Annotated in this window: 22 protein-coding genes and 1 tRNA gene; 14 read left to right on the plus strand and 9 right to left on the minus strand. The window is 73.9% G+C overall.

From position 1 onward, the window contains the following. Nucleotides 1-5: 5 nt before the first annotated feature. The 5 genes from VK501_RS16035 to VK501_RS16055 are packed head-to-tail and all read right to left on the minus strand — an operon-like array spanning nt 6 to nt 3,478. Nucleotides 6-221: a ferredoxin gene (locus tag VK501_RS16035; protein WP_324339033.1), complete on the minus strand. Its 216-nt coding sequence runs from the start codon at nt 219-221 to the stop codon at nt 6-8. Then, on the minus strand, nt 218-796 hold the full coding sequence (locus VK501_RS16040) for an NADH-ubiquinone oxidoreductase-F iron-sulfur binding region domain-containing protein (protein ID WP_324339034.1): 579 nt from the start codon (nt 794-796) through the stop codon (nt 218-220). The genes VK501_RS16035 and VK501_RS16040 overlap by 4 nt, the downstream gene beginning before the upstream one ends. Continuing rightward, nucleotides 793-1,467, minus strand: a complete 675-nt coding sequence (locus VK501_RS16045; RefSeq protein WP_324339035.1) for a hypothetical protein — start codon at nt 1,465-1,467, stop codon at nt 793-795. The genes VK501_RS16040 and VK501_RS16045 overlap by 4 nt, the downstream gene beginning before the upstream one ends. After that, nucleotides 1,464-2,555: a ferric reductase-like transmembrane domain-containing protein gene (locus VK501_RS16050; RefSeq protein ID WP_324339036.1), complete on the minus strand. Its 1,092-nt coding sequence runs from the start codon at nt 2,553-2,555 to the stop codon at nt 1,464-1,466. Before VK501_RS16050 ends, VK501_RS16045 begins: the two co-directional genes overlap by 4 nt. Next, on the minus strand, nt 2,552-3,478 hold the full coding sequence (locus VK501_RS16055) for an FAD:protein FMN transferase (protein WP_324339037.1): 927 nt from the start codon (nt 3,476-3,478) through the stop codon (nt 2,552-2,554). Before VK501_RS16055 ends, VK501_RS16050 begins: the two co-directional genes overlap by 4 nt. Before the next feature lie 588 nt (nt 3,479-4,066). On the opposite strand from VK501_RS16055, the gene VK501_RS16060 reads away from it, so the two are divergent. The 3 genes from VK501_RS16060 to VK501_RS16070 all read left to right on the plus strand — a co-directional run bounded on the left by VK501_RS16060 (nt 4,067) and on the right by VK501_RS16070 (nt 6,591). After that, nucleotides 4,067-4,534 carry a hypothetical protein gene (locus VK501_RS16060; protein WP_324339038.1) on the plus strand — a complete coding sequence of 156 codons (468 nt, stop codon included), beginning with the start codon at nt 4,067-4,069 and terminating at the stop codon, nt 4,532-4,534. Between the two features lie 129 nt (nt 4,535-4,663). Further along, entirely contained in the window at nt 4,664-5,329 is a 666-nt protein-coding gene (locus VK501_RS16065) for a response regulator transcription factor (RefSeq protein ID WP_324339039.1), read from the plus strand. Continuing rightward, nucleotides 5,326-6,591, plus strand: coding sequence for an ATP-binding protein (locus VK501_RS16070; protein ID WP_324339040.1), 1,266 nt, complete (start codon nt 5,326-5,328; stop codon nt 6,589-6,591). The genes VK501_RS16065 and VK501_RS16070 overlap by 4 nt, the downstream gene beginning before the upstream one ends. Nucleotides 6,592-6,687: 96 nt before the next feature. Here the strand turns inward: VK501_RS16070 and VK501_RS16075 are convergent. Continuing rightward, nucleotides 6,688-6,761, minus strand: a tRNA-Pro gene (locus tag VK501_RS16075). 88 nt (nt 6,762-6,849) lie between these two features. Here VK501_RS16075 and VK501_RS16080 point away from each other — a divergent pair. The 5 genes from VK501_RS16080 (at nt 6,850) to VK501_RS16100 (ending at nt 10,513) form a co-directional block, all read left to right on the plus strand. Further along, nucleotides 6,850-7,143, plus strand: a complete 294-nt coding sequence (locus tag VK501_RS16080; protein ID WP_324339041.1) for a CAP domain-containing protein — start codon at nt 6,850-6,852, stop codon at nt 7,141-7,143. Between the two features lie 83 nt (nt 7,144-7,226). Continuing rightward, nucleotides 7,227-8,501, plus strand: a complete 1,275-nt coding sequence (locus VK501_RS16085) for a DUF1015 domain-containing protein (protein ID WP_324339042.1) — start codon at nt 7,227-7,229, stop codon at nt 8,499-8,501. A 66-nt stretch (nt 8,502-8,567) separates the two neighbouring features. Continuing rightward, a complete protein-coding gene (locus VK501_RS16090) occupies nt 8,568-8,972 on the plus strand; it encodes an OsmC family protein (RefSeq protein ID WP_324339043.1) in 405 nt (134 codons plus the stop codon). Nucleotides 8,973-9,066: 94 nt separating this feature from the next. Further along, nucleotides 9,067-9,549 carry a CoA pyrophosphatase gene (locus VK501_RS16095; RefSeq protein WP_324339044.1) on the plus strand — a complete coding sequence of 161 codons (483 nt, stop codon included), beginning with the start codon at nt 9,067-9,069 and terminating at the stop codon, nt 9,547-9,549. Nucleotides 9,550-9,556: 7 nt separating this feature from the next. Beyond that, nucleotides 9,557-10,513, plus strand: a complete 957-nt coding sequence (locus tag VK501_RS16100; protein ID WP_324339046.1) for a nucleoside hydrolase — start codon at nt 9,557-9,559, stop codon at nt 10,511-10,513. A 46-nt stretch (nt 10,514-10,559) separates the two neighbouring features. Here the strand turns inward: VK501_RS16100 and VK501_RS16105 are convergent, their stop codons facing one another. The 3 genes from VK501_RS16105 to VK501_RS16115 are packed head-to-tail and all read right to left on the minus strand — an operon-like array spanning nt 10,560 to nt 12,308. After that, nucleotides 10,560-11,399, minus strand: coding sequence for a sulfurtransferase (locus VK501_RS16105; RefSeq protein WP_324339048.1), 840 nt, complete (start codon nt 11,397-11,399; stop codon nt 10,560-10,562). A 46-nt stretch (nt 11,400-11,445) separates the two neighbouring features. Then, on the minus strand, nt 11,446-11,907 hold the full coding sequence (locus tag VK501_RS16110) for a hypothetical protein (RefSeq protein WP_324339049.1): 462 nt from the start codon (nt 11,905-11,907) through the stop codon (nt 11,446-11,448). Beyond that, a complete protein-coding gene (locus VK501_RS16115) occupies nt 11,904-12,308 on the minus strand; it encodes a hypothetical protein (RefSeq protein ID WP_324339051.1) in 405 nt (134 codons plus the stop codon). The genes VK501_RS16110 and VK501_RS16115 overlap by 4 nt, the downstream gene beginning before the upstream one ends. Nucleotides 12,309-12,375: 67 nt before the next feature. Here VK501_RS16115 and VK501_RS16120 point away from each other — a divergent pair, with 67 nt between their 5' ends. From VK501_RS16120 to VK501_RS16145, 6 genes are all read left to right on the plus strand, one after another. Continuing rightward, nucleotides 12,376-13,542, plus strand: coding sequence for an acyl-CoA dehydrogenase family protein (locus VK501_RS16120; protein WP_324339053.1), 1,167 nt, complete (start codon nt 12,376-12,378; stop codon nt 13,540-13,542). Next, nucleotides 13,539-14,777, plus strand: coding sequence for a hypothetical protein (locus VK501_RS16125; RefSeq protein ID WP_324339055.1), 1,239 nt, complete (start codon nt 13,539-13,541; stop codon nt 14,775-14,777). Before VK501_RS16120 ends, VK501_RS16125 begins: the two co-directional genes overlap by 4 nt. Continuing rightward, entirely contained in the window at nt 14,774-16,330 is a 1,557-nt protein-coding gene (locus VK501_RS16130) for a 3-hydroxyacyl-CoA dehydrogenase NAD-binding domain-containing protein (RefSeq protein WP_324339057.1), read from the plus strand. The genes VK501_RS16125 and VK501_RS16130 overlap by 4 nt, the downstream gene beginning before the upstream one ends. A gap of 70 nt (nt 16,331-16,400) precedes the next feature. After that, a complete protein-coding gene (locus tag VK501_RS16135) occupies nt 16,401-16,592 on the plus strand; it encodes a hypothetical protein (RefSeq protein WP_324339059.1) in 192 nt (63 codons plus the stop codon). A 36-nt stretch (nt 16,593-16,628) separates the two neighbouring features. Beyond that, nucleotides 16,629-17,093 (plus strand): RNA polymerase sigma factor, encoded by a 465-nt coding sequence (locus VK501_RS16140; protein ID WP_324339061.1) that lies wholly within the window; start codon nt 16,629-16,631, stop codon nt 17,091-17,093. Next, complete coding sequence (locus VK501_RS16145; protein WP_324339063.1) at nt 17,090-17,677, plus strand: methylated-DNA--[protein]-cysteine S-methyltransferase; 588 nt, start codon at nt 17,090-17,092, stop codon at nt 17,675-17,677. Before VK501_RS16140 ends, VK501_RS16145 begins: the two co-directional genes overlap by 4 nt. The last annotated feature ends 146 nt before the right edge of the window (nt 17,678-17,823 follow it).

Here is a 17,823-nt window from a genome sequence, read left to right on the forward strand (position 1 = left end):
GGCTGCTAGGAGGTGTCGCGCCGGCGTGCGGCGACGACGAGCGCCAGCTTGGGGCAGGCGTCGGCGGCGCGGCGCGCCTGGTCGCGCAGGCCGTCGGGGATGGGCCGCGGGTCGATGATCGGATAGCCCCAGTCGTCGAGGCTGATCCACTCCGGCAGCAGCTCGGCGCACAGGCCGTGCCCCGTGCAGGCGATCGGGTCGACGCGCAACTGCTCCGTCATGCGACCACCCGCCCTGGGCGCTGGCGCGGGACGGCGAGCGCGCCCGGGCGCCGGCAGCGCAGGCACGGTCCGTACCGCTCGTGCTCCATGAGGTCGGCGGCGAACACGTCCAGCCCGCTGGCCAGGAAGTGGGTCGCGCCGTCGGGCAGATGGCAGGCGCCGCGGCCGGGCAGCTGGGCGCTCCAGCGGGCCAGGACATGCTGCGCGTAGGAGGGTGCGCGCCCCGCGACCATCGCGGCCAGGAGCTCGGCGATCGCCGGCATTCCGTTACGACACGGCCCGCATTGGTGCGCGCTCTGGTGCGCCAGCCAGGCCATGGCCCGGGCGAGCTCGTGCGATGGGCAGGCCGACTCGCCGAGGACGACGACGACCCCCGCGGCCAGCCGCGCGCCGCCGTACCGCAGCAGGCACTGGTCGTCGAGGCTGATCTCAGGGATCGCGCGCGCCGGGAGCCACGTGCCGTGGTAGCCGCCGATCAACACGGCGCGCAGCGGCTCGGTGGCGCCGCCGGCGGTCGACAGGACGGTCTCCAGCGGCGTGCCGACCGCGATCTCCTGGACGCCGGGCCGGCTCACCGCACCTGAGACGGTGACGAGGGTGGAGCCGGGATCGGCGGGGTGCCGACCTGGCGGAACCAGTCGGCGCCGTGGCGGGCGACGAGCGCCAGGTGCGCGAGCGTCTCCGGGTTCTGCACGAGCGTCGGCCGCCCGCGCAGGCCGCGTTGGGCCGGGCGCGGCGGGACGACGGTCGGCTTGAGCGGTCCGCCCTCGAGGTGGCGGATGAGGGCGCTCTCCTCCCCGGCGAGGTAGGCGACGGGGACCGGCTCCACCGCGATGTTGCGCGCTCCCCGCTCGCTGACCGCATCGCGTACGGCCACGAGCGCCTCGGCGGAGGTCTCGGGCATCGCGACGACGACGCGCGCCGCCCCGACGATCTCGGCGGCGGCGAGCGCTCCGTCGAGCACGAGGTGCGGCGCAAGGCGCAACAGCGTGCGGTCCTTGGCGCTCATCGGCTCGCCCTCTGCCGCGTTGACGAGCACGCTGCGGCGCCCCCGGCCGGCGGCGACCGCGCGGAGCTTGATCGCGGTGGGAAACGACGCGCCGCCGCGACCGCGCAGGCCGGCGCGCTCGACGACGTCGATGAGCTCTGTGGAGGTCTCGGGCATGGGCCCGTGGATCGCGCCGTGCTCGGTGAGCGACAGCGCGCCCTGTCCGTCGATGCCGCGGAGAAGTCGGGGTGGCGTCATCCGTTGACCCTCCTCACCGGGGTGGCACGCACGCTTCCGGTTGCGCGGGCACCGGCGGAGTCGAGATGCACCGCGATACGCAACGCACGGCCATCGGCGTTGTCGACGAGGGACTCGATGTCAGCGCCGTTCAGGATGCTGACGCGACCCTGGTACTCGCCGGGAGCGGACGGCGGACCGAGCGTCACGGCGCTGCGGTCCATGCGCAGTCCGCCACCGGCGTCGGCCTGGCCGCTCAACCGGATCCGCAACCGGCCGGCGGGGTGCCCTTCGAGTCGCAGCGCGAGGTCGATGACCGCGCGGCCGCCGGCGGATGAGCCGCTGTGCAGCGGACCCGAGAACCGGGCGGTGAACCCGCGCGCAAGGGTCGGGCTGCGCACCGCGGGAACCTTCGCCACCGCCGGCGGCGCGAACGCGGTGAGCACGCTGCTCGGCGTTCCCGCACGGCTCGCCCATCCGCTGGCCAGCGGGCCTTGCGCGACCCACGCCGCGAGCGCCACCGCGGCCATGCCCATCCCGACGACCGCGCCGGCGCGCCCATGCCCGGAGAGACGCGCGGTGGACACGCGCGCGATGAGCGCGACCAGGACCGCCGCCGCACAGGCGACCGTCAGCACGAGCATCCACGTGGTCTTGGTGTCCGAGCCTGCTCCGAGGCCGTGCAGCAGCGCGACCGGCCAACAGGCGTAGGACAGCCAGTGCAGGCCACGCCACGTGCGATAGCCGAGCCGCCGGCGCACCAGGCTGTTGACCACGACGGCCAGCATCAAATCCGAGGCGAGCGTGCCGAGGCCGAGCCACAGGGGCCGGTAGCTCGTGTCGAACGGGACGGCGGCGTTGAGCACGCCGATCCGCGGGAAGGGGTCGACCAGCGTCGTGGCGATGTGCACGCCGAGCAGCACCAGCGCGAGCAGCGACACCGAGCGATGGAGCGCGGCGACGCCGAATCGCGGGGCGCCGAGCGGCTGCCAGCGCCGCACCTCGGCGATGCCGAGCACGGTGCTGAAGGTGAGCAGGACGAGGACCATCGCCCCGGCGCCGCGCGTCACGTACCAGAGCGTCGACGGGCCGTGAGCGGCCGCGATCACGCCTCCTCCTGCTCCTGCGGCCAGCCGGCCAGTGCCAGCTCCGTCCCGTCGTGCGCGACGAGGCGCGACGGCAGCGCGCGCTGGGCGAGCCAGTCGGGGGCCGCCGCGCCGAGCACGATCGCTGCGGTGCTGGCGACGTTGGCGTCGACGCAGCTGGCGGCCGCGACGCTGACCGTGCGCCAGGGAGCGTCGGCCGGGTGCCCGGTCGCCGGATCGATGATGTGATGGTCCTTGGCTCCCCACCGGCGCGCCGTGGTGCTCGACGTCGCCAGACCGCCGGAGCGCACGGTGACCGTCTGGCCGGGAGCCTCCGGGCCGGCGCGGTGGTCGTCGGTCACCCGCACCCGCCAACCGCCCTCCGGGGGTGGCCCGGCGGCGGCGATGTCCCCGCCGAGGCTGACGAGCACGCCGAGGCCGGGCACGGCCGCCGCCACGGAGGCGGCAGCGCGGTCTGCCGCCAGCGCCTTGGCGGTTGCGCCGAGGTCGAGCCGCGCGGCGGGCGGGATCGCGACGCGGCGGGCGGCGGCGTCGACGCGCAGCGCGCGCCAGGACACGGGGACAACCGGGATCGCCGGGCGCGGGCCGCCTGACGCCGGCAGCGACGCGAAGTCGCGGTCGTAGCCGGCGTTGACCAGCGCCACGCCGACGGTCGGGTCGACGGCGCCGTCAGTCAGCGCCGCCGCACGCAGGGCGACGGCGATCGCCCCGAACAGCAGCGCGCCGACCACGACCGAGCGGCCTCGCGCGGCGTTGAGGCGTGAGAGCTCCGAATCGGGGCGGAACCGGCTGCAGGCGGCGTCGATCGCCTCGAGCTCCGCGCGCACACGATCGCTCGCGACCTCGAGGGCGGTCGCGTCGGTCACGACCACGGTCGCCGTCGTGCCCAGGGCGGGCCAGCTCGCCTGTGCCGGATCGACGCTCACGAGCCCCCCGACGAGACGTGCGGCGCCGGGGCCGGCTGCGGTGCCGGCGCCGGGGCCGGGGCCGGGGCCGGCTGGGGCGCCGGCTGGGGCGCAGACTGCGGGGCCGGAGCCGGGGCTGGCTGGGGCGCCGACTGCGGCGCCGGGGCGGGGGTGGCCGGAGGCTGAGCGGGCGGCTGCAGCGGCGCCGGCTTGCGGGCGATCGCCGGCACATGTTGCGGTCCAGGGACCCGGACGTGTGGGACGCGCGGCGCGACGGGCGTGCTGACCTTCGCAGCCGCCGTGCCGCTGTGGCCCTTGAACGCCTGGGCCGCCACGGCCGACAGCGCTGCGGTTAGCGAGGCCGCCGCGACCCCCACCGTCCAAGTCACCGCCCGCAATCGCGTGACCGCGCGGTCGCGCGCCGACGGGCTGGACGGGATGGCGGGCGTTCGGCGCGGCATGGACGCCGATGGTCGCCCACCGCAGGTCAAGGGTCGGCAAAGGTTCGCCTCCCTTTGCCCAAGCTTTGCCTCGCGGTGGCCGGAGCTTGACAGGCGGTCGCCGATGCTGGCTTCCGTGCCCCTCCCCTCACCGTCAGGAGTCACCCCGATGGATCGCCACCTCCCCGACCACGAGACGCTGCGCGCCATGGTCTCCGAGATCGCCGCCCGCGCCACCGTGGCCGTCGGCCTCGCCGGCATCGCCCTCATCCACCTGCTCGACTCGATCGGCAAGTGGTCGGAGACGCGCTACCTGTTCTGGATGTACATCGCGCTGATGGTCGGCTCGCTCGCCACCGCGGGCGCCGTCCTGTTCAGCCGCCACCGGGCGGCCTGGTTGGCCGCCGCGGCCGTCGCCGCCAGCGCGCTGATCGGCTACGTCGTCAACCGCACCGTCGGCATGCCGAACGCCACCGGCGACATCGGCAACTGGACCGAGCCCCTCGGCCTCGCGTCGCTCTTCGTCGAAGCCGCCGTGCTCGCCGTCAGCCTCGCCGGGTTCGCCGTCACCGGTCGTATCGCCGGCGTCGCCGGTGGCGTCCTGGCCGGCCGTCGCCGCGACCTCGCCGCGGCCTGAGGAGCCCGGCCATGGGCCCGCTGTCCACCGCCCTCGCCCGGGTCGCGATCCAGGACGGTCGCGACCCGCGTGGCCCCTGGACACGCTGAGCCGCCCGTAGTCGCAGCCGCGCGCGCCTACGATGGCCGTGTGGCCCGGCTGCTGATCGTCGAGGACGACGAGGGGATCCGCGTCCCCTTGACGCGGGCGCTCGAGCGCGAGGGCTACGCCGTGGACGGCTGCGGCGACGGCCACGAGGCCCTGGCGCGCGCCGCAGCGGCGGAGCACGACCTCATCATCATCGACGTCGGGCTGCCCGGCATCGACGGGCTCGAGGTCTGCCGCCGGATCCGCGAGCAGCGGCCGTCCGTCCCGATCCTCTTCCTGACCGCTCAGGACGGCGAGCTGGACATCGTCGACGGGCTCGACGCCGGCGCCGACGACTACGTCACCAAGCCGTTTCGCGTCAGCGAGCTGCTCGCGCGCGTCCGCGCGCACCTGCGCCGCACCACCGTCGAGCTGGCCGAGGCCGGCGACGTGCGCATCGACCAGGCGGCCCGCCGTGCCTGGCGCGGCGCCGACGAGCTCGAGCTCTCGCCCAAGGAGTTCGACCTGCTCGCCCTGCTCGTGCGGGAGGCCGGCCGCGTCGTCACGCGCGAGCGGATCATGGCCGAGGTGTGGGACGAGAACTGGTTCGGGTCGACCAAGACCCTGGACATGCACGTCTCGTGGCTGCGACGCAAGCTGGGCGAGGACGCCAGCGACCCCCGCCACGTGCAGACCGTCCGCGGCGTCGGCCTGCGCTTCGAGCCGTGACGGTCCGGCGGCGCCTCACGACCTCGACGGCGCTGATCGCGCTCGCCGCCGTCGTCGTCCTGGGCGTCCCGCTCGGCGCCGTCGAAGCCGCCCGCGTGCGTTCCGATCAGACCGGTCGCCTGGAGCGCGAGGCCGACGCCGTCGCCGGCGTCATCGACGACCGCCTCGAGCACGGCGTCGCGTTGACGCCGGCCCAGCTCGCCCCGCTGGTGCGGCGGGGCCACCGGGTCGCCGTCACCGCCGACGGCCGGACGGTGAGCGCCGGCGCGCGCCTCTCCGGCAACGTCATCACGGTGCGCGCGGGCACGACCCGCGCCGCGATCGTCACCGCCTCGGCGCCGGCGCGCGAGACCGACGAGCGTGTGTGGCACTCGTGGCTGCTGATCGCCGCCCTCGGCATCGGGGGCATCGCCGTCGCCGTCGCGTTGGCAACGATCCAGGCCCGGCGCCTTTCGCGCCCGCTGGAGCGCGTCGCGCGCACATCCGAGCTCCTCGGCGAAGGTGACTTCTCCGTTCGTGCGCCGCGCTCCGGCGTGCCCGAGATCGACGCGATCGGGCAGGCGCTCGACACCAGCGCGGGGCGCATCGCCGAGCTCGTCGCCCGCGAGCGCGAGTTCTCGAGCAACGTCTCCCATCAGCTCCGCACGCCACTGACGGCGCTGCGGCTGCGCCTCGAAGAGAGCGCGCGCGCCGGCGATCCGGACGCCTTGCGCGAGGAGCTCGACGCCGCGCTGCGCGAGGCCGACCGCCTCGAGGCGATGATCGCCGATCTGCTCGCCCACGCCCGATCCTCCACCCGCGGCGGTCAGGTCACGATCGAGTTGTCGCGGATCGCGCGCGAGCACACGGCCGCCTGGAACGCGCTCTTCTCACGTTCGGGCCGTCGGCTGGCGGTCCACGACGACGGCGCCGTGCATGCGCTCGCCTCGCGCGGCACCGTGGGCCAGGTTCTCGACGTGCTCCTCGACAACGCCCTGCAGCACGGTGCCGGACCGGTGAACGTCAGCGTGACTCACGACGCCCGATACGCGTCCATCACCGTCGACGACCAGGGCGCGGGCATTCCCGAGGACAGCGCCGAGCGCATCTTCGAGCGCGGGGCCACGCGCACCGGCGGCACCGGCATCGGTCTCCAGCTCGCCCGTGCGCTGGCCCGTTCGGACGGCGGCAGCCTCCGCCTCACCCGCACGTCGCCCCCACGCTTCGAGCTGCGTCTGCGCCGCGGGGGCCTCGAGCCGTCAGGCCTCGCCGCCGGCCGCTGAGCCCGCGCCTTCAGCTCAGGGTCAGCACCGGCCGCACGCCTGCTCGGGCGAGAGCCGTCCGCCCCCGGCTAGCCGGTTCTGCAGGCACTTCGTCAGTCGGGGCGGCCGGATTTGAACCGGCGACCCCCTGCTCCCAAAGCAGGTGCGCTACCAGGCTGCGCCACGCCCCGATGAGGCGAGTCTAGTGGTCGCCACCACCGCCCCGGCCGGGTGCGTACACGCGCGCCTCTCGCGGCGTGGTGAGGGTTGCCGACGTTGGTGCGTCTGCCCCCTGACACTGACGAGAACAACCGTCCAGAACCCTGGTCTGCGCCATACCTCGACGGCGTCCGCGGCTGGTCGCTCGGCGAGAACCTCGCCTGGCGCTCGGGCGCGGCCGCGACCCCCGCGCACATCGTCGAGGCCTGGATGCGCTCGCCCGGCCACCGGCGCAACATCCTCGACGGCGGCTTCCGCGAGATCGGCGTCGGCCTCGCCACCGGCGCTCCGCGCCGCACCGGCGGCGGGGGCGCGACGTACGTCAACGAGCTTGGCCACCGCACCGGCCGGTAGCGCCCGGCCGCGGACCGGGCCGGTCCCCCGCCCGCGGCGCGCGTCGGCCACGCGGAAACGCGACCCACTAGTGTCGCGGCCCTATGGCCGACGTCCAAGCCTTCCGCGCCCTCCGCTACGACCTCGGCGTCGTCGGCTCCCTCGAGTCGGTGATCGCCCCGCCGTACGACGTCATCGATCCCGAGCAGCGCGCGCGCCTCGCCGCGCGCTCGTCCCACAACGTCGTGAACGTCGACCTGCCCGAGGCGCCGCTCGGCGGCGACGCCTACGAGGAGGCCGCGCGTCTGTTCGAGCTGTGGCGCAGGCAGGGCGCCGTCGTCCGCGACGAGACGCCCGCGCTGTGGGCCCTGCGACAGGACTACGTCGGTCCCGACGGCCGGTCGCTCACGCGCCGCGGGATCTTCGCGCGCGTGCGCGTCGAGGAGTACGGCGCCGGGCGGATCCGCCCGCACGAGCGCACGCACCCCGGTCCGAAGGAGGATCGCCTGCGCCTCACGCGCGCGACCAGGGCGAACCTCTCGCCGATCTTCAGCCTCTACGACGACCCGGCCGGCGCCGCCTGGGGCGCGCTGGCGCCGCACGTCACCGGCGACCCGTGGGGCACGGCGACCGACGCCGACGGCACGGTCAACTCCCTCTGGCGCATCGACGACGGGGCGGCGATCGCCCGCGTCAGGATGGCCATGGGCGAGACCGAGCTGCTGATCGCCGACGGCCACCACCGCTACGAGACCGCGCGTGTCTACGCCGAGGAGATCGGCGGCGAGGGCGACCACCGCTACGTGCTCATGTGCCTGGTGGCGCTGCAGGATCCCGGGCTGACGATCTTCCCGACGCACCGGCTGCTGAACCAGGTCAAGGATCCCGAGGTCCAGCAGCGCCTGGGCAGGTACCTGCGCGAGACGTTCGACATCGCGCCGATCGAGCAGTCCGAGCTGCGCCCGCCCGGCGACGCCGGCGCACCGACCCCGCTCACGATGGGCTACATCGACAGCTTCCACCAGCAGGCCTACCGGCTCGTGCTCAAGGACCAGGCGATCGCCGACGCCGCGCTGGCCGACTACCCCGAGCCCTACCGCCACCTCGACACGGCGGTCCTCGAGGCGCTGGTCTTCGAGGGTGTCCTGGGCATGACCGAGGACGACATCTCGCACCTCAACGGCCTCGGCTACTCGCGCACCGACGACGAGGCGCTGCAGGCTGTCCTGTCCAAGGACTACGACTGCGCGTTCTTTTTGCGCGGCAGCCCCGTCGGCCAGGTGCAGGAGATCGCCGCGGCGGGCGTCAACATGCCGCCGAAGTCGACGTACTTCTTTCCGAAGGTGCCGACTGGACTTATGTTCAACCCCCTCGCGTGAGCGGTTTGCCATCATCGACGCCCTGAAGGACCAACGACCCGACCTCCTCGCAGCAAAGGCATCCGCATGAAGGCGACCGCCAACCGATCCGGAACGCTCCGTCAGGCGATCCGGATCCGCGACCATCAGCTCACCATCGACGAGCCCACGGACAAGGGTGGCGAGGACACGGGCCCGAGCCCGCAGGAGCTGCTGGCCGCCAGCCTCGCGGCCTGCACCGCCATCACGATGGAGATGTACGCCAACCGCAAGGGCTGGGACGTCGGCGACGTCGAGGTCGCCTGCGACTACACGCCCGCCGAGCGCGGCTGCCCCACGCGGTTCAACCTCGTCATGCGCTTCCCGGACTCGATGAGCGACGAGCAGGTCGAGCGCCTGCGCGTCATCGCGGCCAAGTGTCCCGTGCACCGGACCCTCGAGGGCGAGGTGATGTTCGACGAGCGGGTCGAGCGCGTCACGCTCGCGCGCTAGCAGGCGCACCGACCTGCGCGACCGGCTGAAGGCGGTCCTGCTCGACCCGGTCGAGGCGACCGCCCTCGACGTCCACGGCGGCACCGACGCGGCCGTGCTGGTCGGGCTGTACCTCGACGGCGACGGCGAGCCCGCCGTCGTGCTGACCCGGCGGCGCGACGACCTGCGCCGCCACGCGGGCGAGATCTCGTTCCCCGGCGGCCGCCAGGACCCCGAGGACGCCGACCTCGTCGCGACCGCCCTGCGCGAGGCGCAGGAGGAGATCGGCCTGGACCCCGAGAGCGTCGACATCGTCGGCGCGCTGCAGCCGACGCCGACGATCGCGACGGGCTATGCCGTCTACCCCTTCGTCGGCATCATCCAGCCGGGCCAGACCTGGCGGCCGGCCGAGGCCGAGGTCGCCGAGGTGCTCGAGCCCACGCTCCGCGAGGTCCGGGCCGGCTACGCCCGCCGGCCGATGCTGCGCCGCGGCATCCCGTTCCGGACCGACACCTACATGGTGGGCGAGCACCTCGTCTGGGGCGCGACGGCGCGGATGCTCGCCGACCTGCTCGATCGCCTCGACCGCGCGGGCTGACGCCGCCGTGTCGCCGATCCCCCTCGTCCTCGACTGCGACCCCGGCCACGACGACATGGTGGCCATCCTGCTGGCTGCGGGCAGCCCGGCCGTGGAGCTGCGCGCGATCACGACGGTCGCGGGCAACGGGACGCTCGAGCAGACCACGCGCAACGCGCTGCTGACGTGCACGCTCGCCGACCTCCGGGACGTGCCCGTCGCGGCCGGGTGCGACGCGCCGTTGTTGGGGGCCTTGCACACCGCGGGCGAGGTCCACGGCGCGTCGGCGATGGACGGCGCGGAGCTTGGCGAGCCGGACGTCGTGCCGGATGAGCGCCACGCGGTCGACCTGCTGGCCGACGTGCTGCGCGACGCGCGCGACGGCGAGCCGACCACCGTCGTGGCCACCGGGCCGCTGACCAACGTGGCGCTGCTGCTGCGGCGACATCCGGAGCTGCGCAGCGCGATCGGCGAGATCGTCGTCATGGGCGGCAGCACGGGCGCCGGCAACTGGCGGCCGCTGGCCGAGTTCAACATCTGGGCCGACCCGGAGGCGGCGCACGTGGTCTTCTCGAGCGGCCTGCCGTTGACGATGTGCGGGCTGGACGTCACGCATCAGGCGCTGGCGACCGAGGACGTGCTGGCGCAGCTGCGCGGGCTGGGCACGCCGCTGGCGACGACGGTCGTCGACCTGCTCGGCTTCTTCGCCGATCGCTACCAGGCGCTCTGGGGGTTTGCGGCCGCGCCGGTGCACGACCCCGTCGCAGTGGCGCGCGTGATCGCGCCGGAGGTCGTCGCGTGCGTCGACGCGCACGTGGCGATCGAGCTGGCGGGGACGCACACGCGCGGTGCGACGGTGGTCGACCGGTTCGGCGTCACGGGCGCGGCGCCCAACGCGCGGGTCGCGGTCGAGCTCGACCACGGGGGCTTCTGGGCGCTGGTGATCGACGCGGTCCGGACGCTCGGGGCGCGGCGCGCCGCGTGAGCGCGGTCGGTCACCGCGCCGGGCGCGCGGTGACCGAGGTGGGCGATCAGCCCTTCTCGATGGGCACGTTGACGAGGTTGCCCCACTCGGTCCACGAGCCGTCGTAGTTCTTGACGTCCTCGCGGCCGAGCAGCTCGTGCAGCACGAACCACGTGTGCGCCGAGCGCTCGCCGATGCGGCAGTAGGCGATGATCGACGGCCCGTCGAGCACGCCCTTGCCGCCGTAGAGCTCCTTCAGGGCGGCGGCCGACTTGAACGTGCCGTCCTCCTGGACCGCCTGGGCCCACGGGATCGACGCGGCGCCGGGGATGTGGCCGCCGCGCTGGGCGCCCTCCTGCTCGTAGCCGGCCATGGCGATCAGCTCGCCGGAGAACTCCTGCGGTGAGCGGACGTCGACCAGCTTGCGGTCGGAGTCCAGTGCGGTGAGGACCTCGTTGCGCAGGGCGCGGATCTCGTCGTCGCCGGGCTGCGCGGTGAACGTCACCGGGTCGTAGCTCGGCACGTCGGAGTTGGTCGGGCGACCCTCGGAGATCCACTTCTCGCGCGGGCCGTTGACCAGCACGACGTTGTCGTGGCCGTAGTACTTCAGGTACCAGTAGGTGTAGGCCGCGAACCAGTTGTTGCGATCGCCGTAGAGCACGATCGTGTGGTCGTTGGAGATGCCGTGGGAGCCGAACAGCTCGCCGAAGGCCTCCGGCCCGAGGAAGTCGCGCTTGACCTGGTCCTGGAGGTCGTTGCGCCAGTCGAACCCGATGGCGCCGGGGATGTGCGCCTCGGCGTAGAGCGCGGGGTTCTCGTCGACCTCCACGATGCGGATCGAGTCGTCGTCGAGATGCTCCTCGACCCAGCTCGTCTCCACCAGGACGTCCTTCGCGTAATCGGCCACGCGTACGCTCCTTTATTCCAGTCGGCTTTCAGGGGTTTTGCCGAGTCTAGCGCCCGCGCGGCGCCGCGAGAACACCGTCGATCCCGGCCAGCACCGCCGCGACCCAGGCGCTCTCGTCCGCCCGCGGCGCGTCGAGGATCGCGTGCGGGATCTCGTTGTAGCCGGCCATGCGCGCGACCTCCGCGGCGCCCGCCGCGGTGCCCTCGTAGAGCACGCCGCGCACCGTCGTGTCGATGGTCCGCTCGAGCATCATCGTCAGGCGCGACCCGTGCAGGTCGCCGTCAGGCGCCGGGCCCATCAGCCACAGCAGGACCGTGACGTTGTCGAGGGCGTAGCGCAGCGACCCGATGCGGTCGGGATCGCCGATGAAGCACTCCGCGCCGGCGGCCTCGATCTCGGGCCGGAACGCGTCGTGGCGCGTGACGAAGCGCACGGCGTGGCCGTCGGCGACGAGCTCACGCGTCAGGGCCAGGCCGGGGCGGCCGCCGCCGACCAGCAGCGCCCTCATCGGCGCTCACCCGCGATCTGGGCGCGGTACTCCTCCGCGGTGATCTCCGGCAGTCCCTTGGCGCGGCGTCGCGCGTTCTTGGCGTTCAGCATCTGAGCGATGTCCAGGTCCTCCAGGTAGTCGTCGCGGCGCTTGGCCGTCTGGGCGACGTCCGCGCCGATCGAGGCGCGCAGGCTCGTCTCGGTCAGCTCGGGCTCGCCGCGGCGGCGCCGCCGGGCGTTGGTGGCCTCGAGCATCTGGTCGAGGTCGTCGATCTCGTTCTGGACCTCCAGCTCGGCCGACCGCGTCGGCCTCCAGTCCAGCGCCTGCGCACCGGTGCGCGGGTGGAGGAGCCCCAGCAGCAGCAGGCCGACCAGGAAGCCGGCCCCGATCGCCACCATGATCGCGGTGAAGGGGTCCACCGCGGCGAGTCTACGCGCCCGCGGGAGACCAGTCGGGGCGTCGCCCGCACCGAGTACGGTCCGCGCCATGGACTTCAGCCTGACCGATGAGCAGGAGCTCATCCGCGCCACCGCGCGCGAGTTCACCGACAACGAGGTGGTGCCGGCCGCGAAGCAGAACTCGCGCGATCACCACTTCGATCTGGACCTCGTGCGGAAGATCGCCGACCAGGGCTATCTGGGCGCGATCGTCGGTCGCGAGTACGGCGGCGCGGGCCTCGACTACCGGACCTACGGCCTGGTGGTCGAGGAGGTCGGGCGCGGCGACAGCTCCATGCGCACGGTGATCTCGGTGCAGACCTCGCTGGTGTGCTCGACGATCGTGAAGTTCGGAACAGAGGAGCAGAAGCAGCGGTACCTTCCCAAGCTCTGCTCCGGGGAGATGTTGGGGTGCTTCGGGCTGACCGAGCCCGACACCGGCGCCGACGCGGCCAACCAGAAGACGCGCGCGGTCAAGGTCGACGGCGGCTGGCGCATCAACGGGTCCAAGATGTGGATCTCGCTCGGCAACCACGCCGGGGTCGCGCTGATCTTCGCGCAGACCGGGGTGGGTGGGACCGATCAGCACAAGGGCGTCGCCTGCTTCCTCGTCGACACCGATCAGGAGGGCTTCCGGCCGTCGCCGATCGAGCACAAGATGGGCCTGCACGGCTCCGACACGGCGGAGATCCAGCTCGACGACGTCTTCGCCGCCGACGACGCCGTGCTCGGCGAGGTCGGCAACGGCTTCCGCGTGGCGATGACCGCGCTGGACTCCGGGCGCTTCTCGGTGGCCGCCGGCTGCGTCGGCGTCTGCCGCGCCTGCCTGGAGGAGTCGGTCAAGTACGCCAAGGAGCGCGAGCAGTTCGGTCGCCCGATCGCGTCCTTCCAGCTGGTGCAGGCGATGATCGCCGAGATGCGCGTGCGGACCGACGCGGCGCGGCTGCTGGTGTGGCGCGCCGGTTGGCTGAAGGACACGGGCCAACCGAACACGACCGAGACGTCGATCGCCAAGTTGTACGCCTCGGAGGCGGCGGTCTGGTGTGCCAACGAGGCGATCCAGCTGCACGGCGGCGCCGGCTACGCCGACGATCACCCCGTGGAGCGCCACTTCCGCGACGTGCGCGTGACAACGCTCTACGAGGGCACGTCGCAGATCCAGAAGCTGATCATCGGGCGGGCCGAGACGGGGATCAACGCGCTGGTGCCGGCGTGAGCGCACGCCGTGGGGCGGCGGTCGCGGCGCTCGTGCTCGCCGCGGCCGCGCCGGCGGGCGCCGCCCACGCGGCCGGCGCCGGCGACAAGATCGCGTTCGGCACGAGCGCGGGCATCACGGTCGTCGCGGGCGACCTCGCCGCCGCGCCGCAGGTCGTCCTGCCCCGCGGCGAGTGGCCGTCGTGGTCGCCGGACGGGACGCGGCTGGCCTTCACGCGGATGTCGCCACCCGACGGCCTGGGCATCGCCGGCGCCGACGGCTCCTCGCCCGCGGTGCTGACCACCACCCCGGTGGCCACCACCGAGGCCGAAGCGCAGGCCCCCGGGTTCTTCGGCGACCTCATGCCGAGCTGGTCGCCTGACGGCACGCACCTGGCGTTCCTCCGCGCCACGCTGCGCGGCAGCGACGTCTGGACCGTCGCCGCCGACGGCAGCGGCGCGCGCCGGCTCGTCGCGGCCGCCGGCCCCGACCACGCCGACACCGATCCGCACTACCTCGCCGACGGCTCGCGCATCCGGTTCGAGGGCGGCGGCGACCTCTGGGACGTCCGGCCGGACGGCAGCCGGCTGCGGCGCGTCGCCGCGGTCGGCCGCCTCGACGCGGTCTCCGCCCCCGACGGCAGCGCCTATGCGCTCACGCAGCCCGGCGGGCCGGTGTACATGGTGGACTACGTGGGCGGAGGCCTGCGGGCCGTCGCCGGCGCCGGGCGCATGCCGATCGCGTTCTCGCGCAACGGCGCGCGCCTGCTGGTCGGCACACTCAACGACGCCAAGGCCCGGGGAGCGGTGATCGACCTCGCCGGCCACCGCCCGCCGCAGCCGGTGGCGGCGACCGAGCAGGGGCTGGCGGGCGCGGCGTTCGGCGCGCCGGCGTGGTGGACGCCCGCGCCGCGACAGCCCTTCCGCGCCGCCGACGACCGCGAGGCGCCCGAGTCGGTCCTCTCCGACGCCCACGGGCGCCTCGTCGCGCTGCGCCGCGACCGGCCGCGCACCGTCACCGCGAACCAGATCGACACGACGCTCGCCACCGTCGACCAGACCGGCATCCGCGCGATCTCCGTGGCGTGGGTCCAGGGCCGGGAGCGCCCGCGCTGGCAGGACGTCACCAAGTCCGGCGCGTTCGAGGGCACGCTCCATCGCGGACCCGGGACCTACCGCCTGCTGGTGCGCGCCACCGACGTCCTCGGCCATACGACCAAGCGCCCGAGCGAGGTCATCGTCAAGCTGACGCCATGAGCGCACCGCAGGTGATCGGCGTCGTCGGCGCCGGGACGATGGGATCGGGGATCGCGCAGCTGGCCGCCCAGTCGGGTGCGCGGACGCTGCTGTTCGACCCGGTGGAGGGCGCCGCCGCCACAGGCGCGGACGCCGCGCGCGCCGGGATCGCGAAGTTGGTGGCCAAGGGCCGGCTGCCCGGCGACGCGACCGAGATCGGCGCGCGACTGGAGGTCGCCACGACGCTCCCCGGCCTCGCGGGATGCGAGCTGATCGTCGAGGCGGCGCCCGAGCGCCTGGAGCTCAAGCACGAGCTGTTCGCGGAGCTGTCGCGGATCGCGCCGACCGCCGTCCTGGCGTCCAACACCTCGTCGATCCCGATCACCGCGATCGCGCGCGCCGCGGCCGACCCGACGCGCGTCGTGGGCCTGCACTTCTTCAACCCCGCGCCGCTCATGCGGCTGGTGGAGCTCATCGCGGGCCTGGAGTCCTCGGACGAGGCGCTGGCCGTGGCGCGCGCCGCAGGCGAGGCGATGGGCCGGCGCGTGATCGACGCCGCCGACGGGCCGGGCTTCCTCGTCAACCGCTGCAACCGGCCGTTCGGGCTGGAGGCGCTGCGGCTGCTGCAGGAGCGCATCGCCGACGTCGAGACGATCGACGCGATCGTCCGCGCGGCGGGCTTCCGGATGGGTCCGTTCGAGCTGCAGGACCTCGTGGGCATCGACGTCGGCTTCGAGGTCTCCAAGTCGTTTCACACGCTCAGCTTCGGTGAGCCGCGCTGGCGCCCGTCGCCGCTGAGCGCGCAGATGGTCGACGCCGGCCGGCTCGGCCGCAAGGTCGGCCGGGGCTGGTACACCTACAACAATGGCGAACCCCACCGCCCGGCCGACCCGCCGGCGCCCGAGCCAGCCACCGACGCCGAGGGCCTCGTGCTGATCAGCGGGTTCCTGCCGATCGCCGACGAGCTGCGCGAGCTGGCGGCCGACGCCGGCTTCGACGTCGCCGAGGACGCCGACGGCGAAGTGCCGTGGCTGATCGTGGAGTGCGGACCGTCGGAGGAGGATGCCCCGCCGTTGCAGGGCGCGCCGCGGGTGCTGCTGTGCGCCGAGGGCGCGCTCCAGGCGCTGGACCAGGGAGGCGCCGCCGCGGGCTTCCACGCGCTCTCGCCGCTGGGCATCGTCGAGCTGACGCGCACGCCCGCGACCGCCGACGTCGCCGCGCAGCGCGCCGAGCAGTTCTTCGCCGCGCTCGGCCACCGCACGGTGTGGGTCGCCGACGCGCCCGGCCTGGTCCTCGGCCGGATCCTCGCCCAGGTCGTCAACGAGTGCGCGTTCGCGGTCGGCGAGGGCGTCGGCACCGCCGCGGACGTCGACGCCGGGATGCAGCTCGGGATGAACTACCCGCAGGGCCCGCTGGCCTGGGCGGACCTGATCAGCCTCGACCACGTGGTGATGATCCTCGACGGACTCCGCGAGGAGTACGGCGAGGAGCGCTACCGCACCGCACCCCTCCTGCGCCGCATCACGGGCTTCCACGAGCACGAGCACTTCGAGCACGACCATGGGGAGCCATGAGCACCGTCGTGCGGGATCCTGACGGCTACAACGTCGACGCCGTGTTCCACGAGCCGAAGGACGATCGATCATGAATGGGTTCGCCGCGGCCCTCACCGTGCTGTGGTTGCTGCTGGCAGCGCTCTTCCTCCTGCAGGCCAAGCGTCTGGAGGAGGATCCCTCGAAGGCCACCGACGGCACGCCGCCGCACCGGTGGCGGATCCTCGGGTTCGTGATGCTCGGCATCGCGTCGATCAACGTCGTCGCGCTCGTCATCGCCTGATCTCACGCCGCGCGCCCGCGTAGCGTTGTGCGTGCAGTGATCCCGTTCCAGCGCTTCCTCGACGAGCAGCGAGAGCCCGTGTGGCGGTTCCTCGTCGCGTCCGTGGGCCGGGACGCCGCCGACGACTGCTTCCAGGAGACCTTCCTGGCGGCGATGAACGCCTATCCGCGGCTGCGGGCCGGCTCCAACCTGCGGGCCTGGGTCCTGACGATCGCGCACCGCAAGGCGCTCGACCACCACCGCGCCCGCGCCAGGAACGCGATCCCGGTGCCCGACGTCCCGCAGGTCGCGGTGCACGACGCGCCGCTGCGCGACGACGAGACGTGGGCGCGCGTGCGGGATCTGCCGCCCAAGCAACGGGCCGCCCTGCTGCTGCGCTACGCCGCAGACCTCAGCCACGCCGAGGTCGCGATCGCGCTGGACTGCTCCGAGGAGGCCGCCCGGCGCTCCGCCCACGAGGGCCTCAAGAAGCTCCGACTCGAGATGAGCCCCACCCCATGACCGCCCTTCGCCCACCCCCGTTCGACCCCGCCGACGCGGCCGCCGCCGCCGCGCGCTTCGCCGCGCTCGCCGAGCCCGACGTCGCCTACGCCGTCGTCGACTCGCCGGTCGGCGCGCTGGTCGCGGCCGTCACCCCGCAGGGCCTGGTCCGCCTCGCCTACGAGGACTTCAACGGCGGGTTGGACGAGGTGCTCGACAGCCTGGCCGCCCGGCTGAGCCCGCGGATCCTCGAGGCGCCCGCGCGCCTGGACGCCGTGCGCCGCGAGCTGGAGGAGTACTTCGCGGGCCGCCGCGAGGCGTTCGACTTCCCGATCGACTGGACGCTGTACTCGGACTTCGGCAGGCGCGTGCTGCAGGCCACCGCGGCGATCCCGTTCGGCCACACCGCCACCTACGGGCAGGTCGCCGCGCAGGCGGGCAACGCCAAGGCGTCGCGGGCGGCGGGGCGCGCGCTGGGCGCCAACCCGATCCCGATCGTCGTTCCGTGCCATCGCGTGATCGGCACGAGCGGCAAGCTCACCGGCTACACCGGCGGGATGCATCGCAAGGAAGCGCTCCTGCGCCTGGAGGGCATTGCCTTCTAGGCGACCGGCGGGCCTACCGCTGCGGGCGCTCCTACCGCTGCGGGCGGGGCGCGGCGCTCTTGGGCGTCGCGGGCTTGGGCGGCGCCGGCACGGCGAGCGGGGTGACCTTGGGGTACTGGAAGGTGTGGGAGGGCGGCATGTCTATC

The sequence above is a fragment of the Baekduia sp. genome (genome assembly GCF_035318805.1).
GTDB lineage: Bacteria > Actinomycetota > Thermoleophilia > Solirubrobacterales > Solirubrobacteraceae > Baekduia.

Bases quoted from the DNA above. Each gene is read 5' to 3' on its own strand.
- VK501_RS16045 (WP_324339035.1), bottom strand. From the start codon at position 1,467: ATGACGCCACCCCGACTTCTCCGCGGCATCGACGGACAGGGCGCGCTG.
- VK501_RS16060 (WP_324339038.1), top strand. From the start codon at position 4,067: ATGGATCGCCACCTCCCCGACCACGAGACGCTGCGCGCCATGGTCTCC.
- VK501_RS16090 (WP_324339043.1), top strand. From the start codon at position 8,568: ATGAAGGCGACCGCCAACCGATCCGGAACGCTCCGTCAGGCGATCCGG.
- VK501_RS16145 (WP_324339063.1), top strand. From the start codon at position 17,090: ATGACCGCCCTTCGCCCACCCCCGTTCGACCCCGCCGACGCGGCCGCC.
- VK501_RS16130 (WP_324339057.1), top strand. From the start codon at position 14,774: ATGAGCGCACCGCAGGTGATCGGCGTCGTCGGCGCCGGGACGATGGGA.
- VK501_RS16085 (WP_324339042.1), top strand. From the start codon at position 7,227: ATGGCCGACGTCCAAGCCTTCCGCGCCCTCCGCTACGACCTCGGCGTC.
- VK501_RS16035 (WP_324339033.1), bottom strand. From the start codon at position 221: ATGACGGAGCAGTTGCGCGTCGACCCGATCGCCTGCACGGGGCACGGC.
- VK501_RS16135 (WP_324339059.1), top strand. From the start codon at position 16,401: ATGAATGGGTTCGCCGCGGCCCTCACCGTGCTGTGGTTGCTGCTGGCA.
- VK501_RS16110 (WP_324339049.1), bottom strand. From the start codon at position 11,907: ATGAGGGCGCTGCTGGTCGGCGGCGGCCGCCCCGGCCTGGCCCTGACG.
- VK501_RS16120 (WP_324339053.1), top strand. From the start codon at position 12,376: ATGGACTTCAGCCTGACCGATGAGCAGGAGCTCATCCGCGCCACCGCG.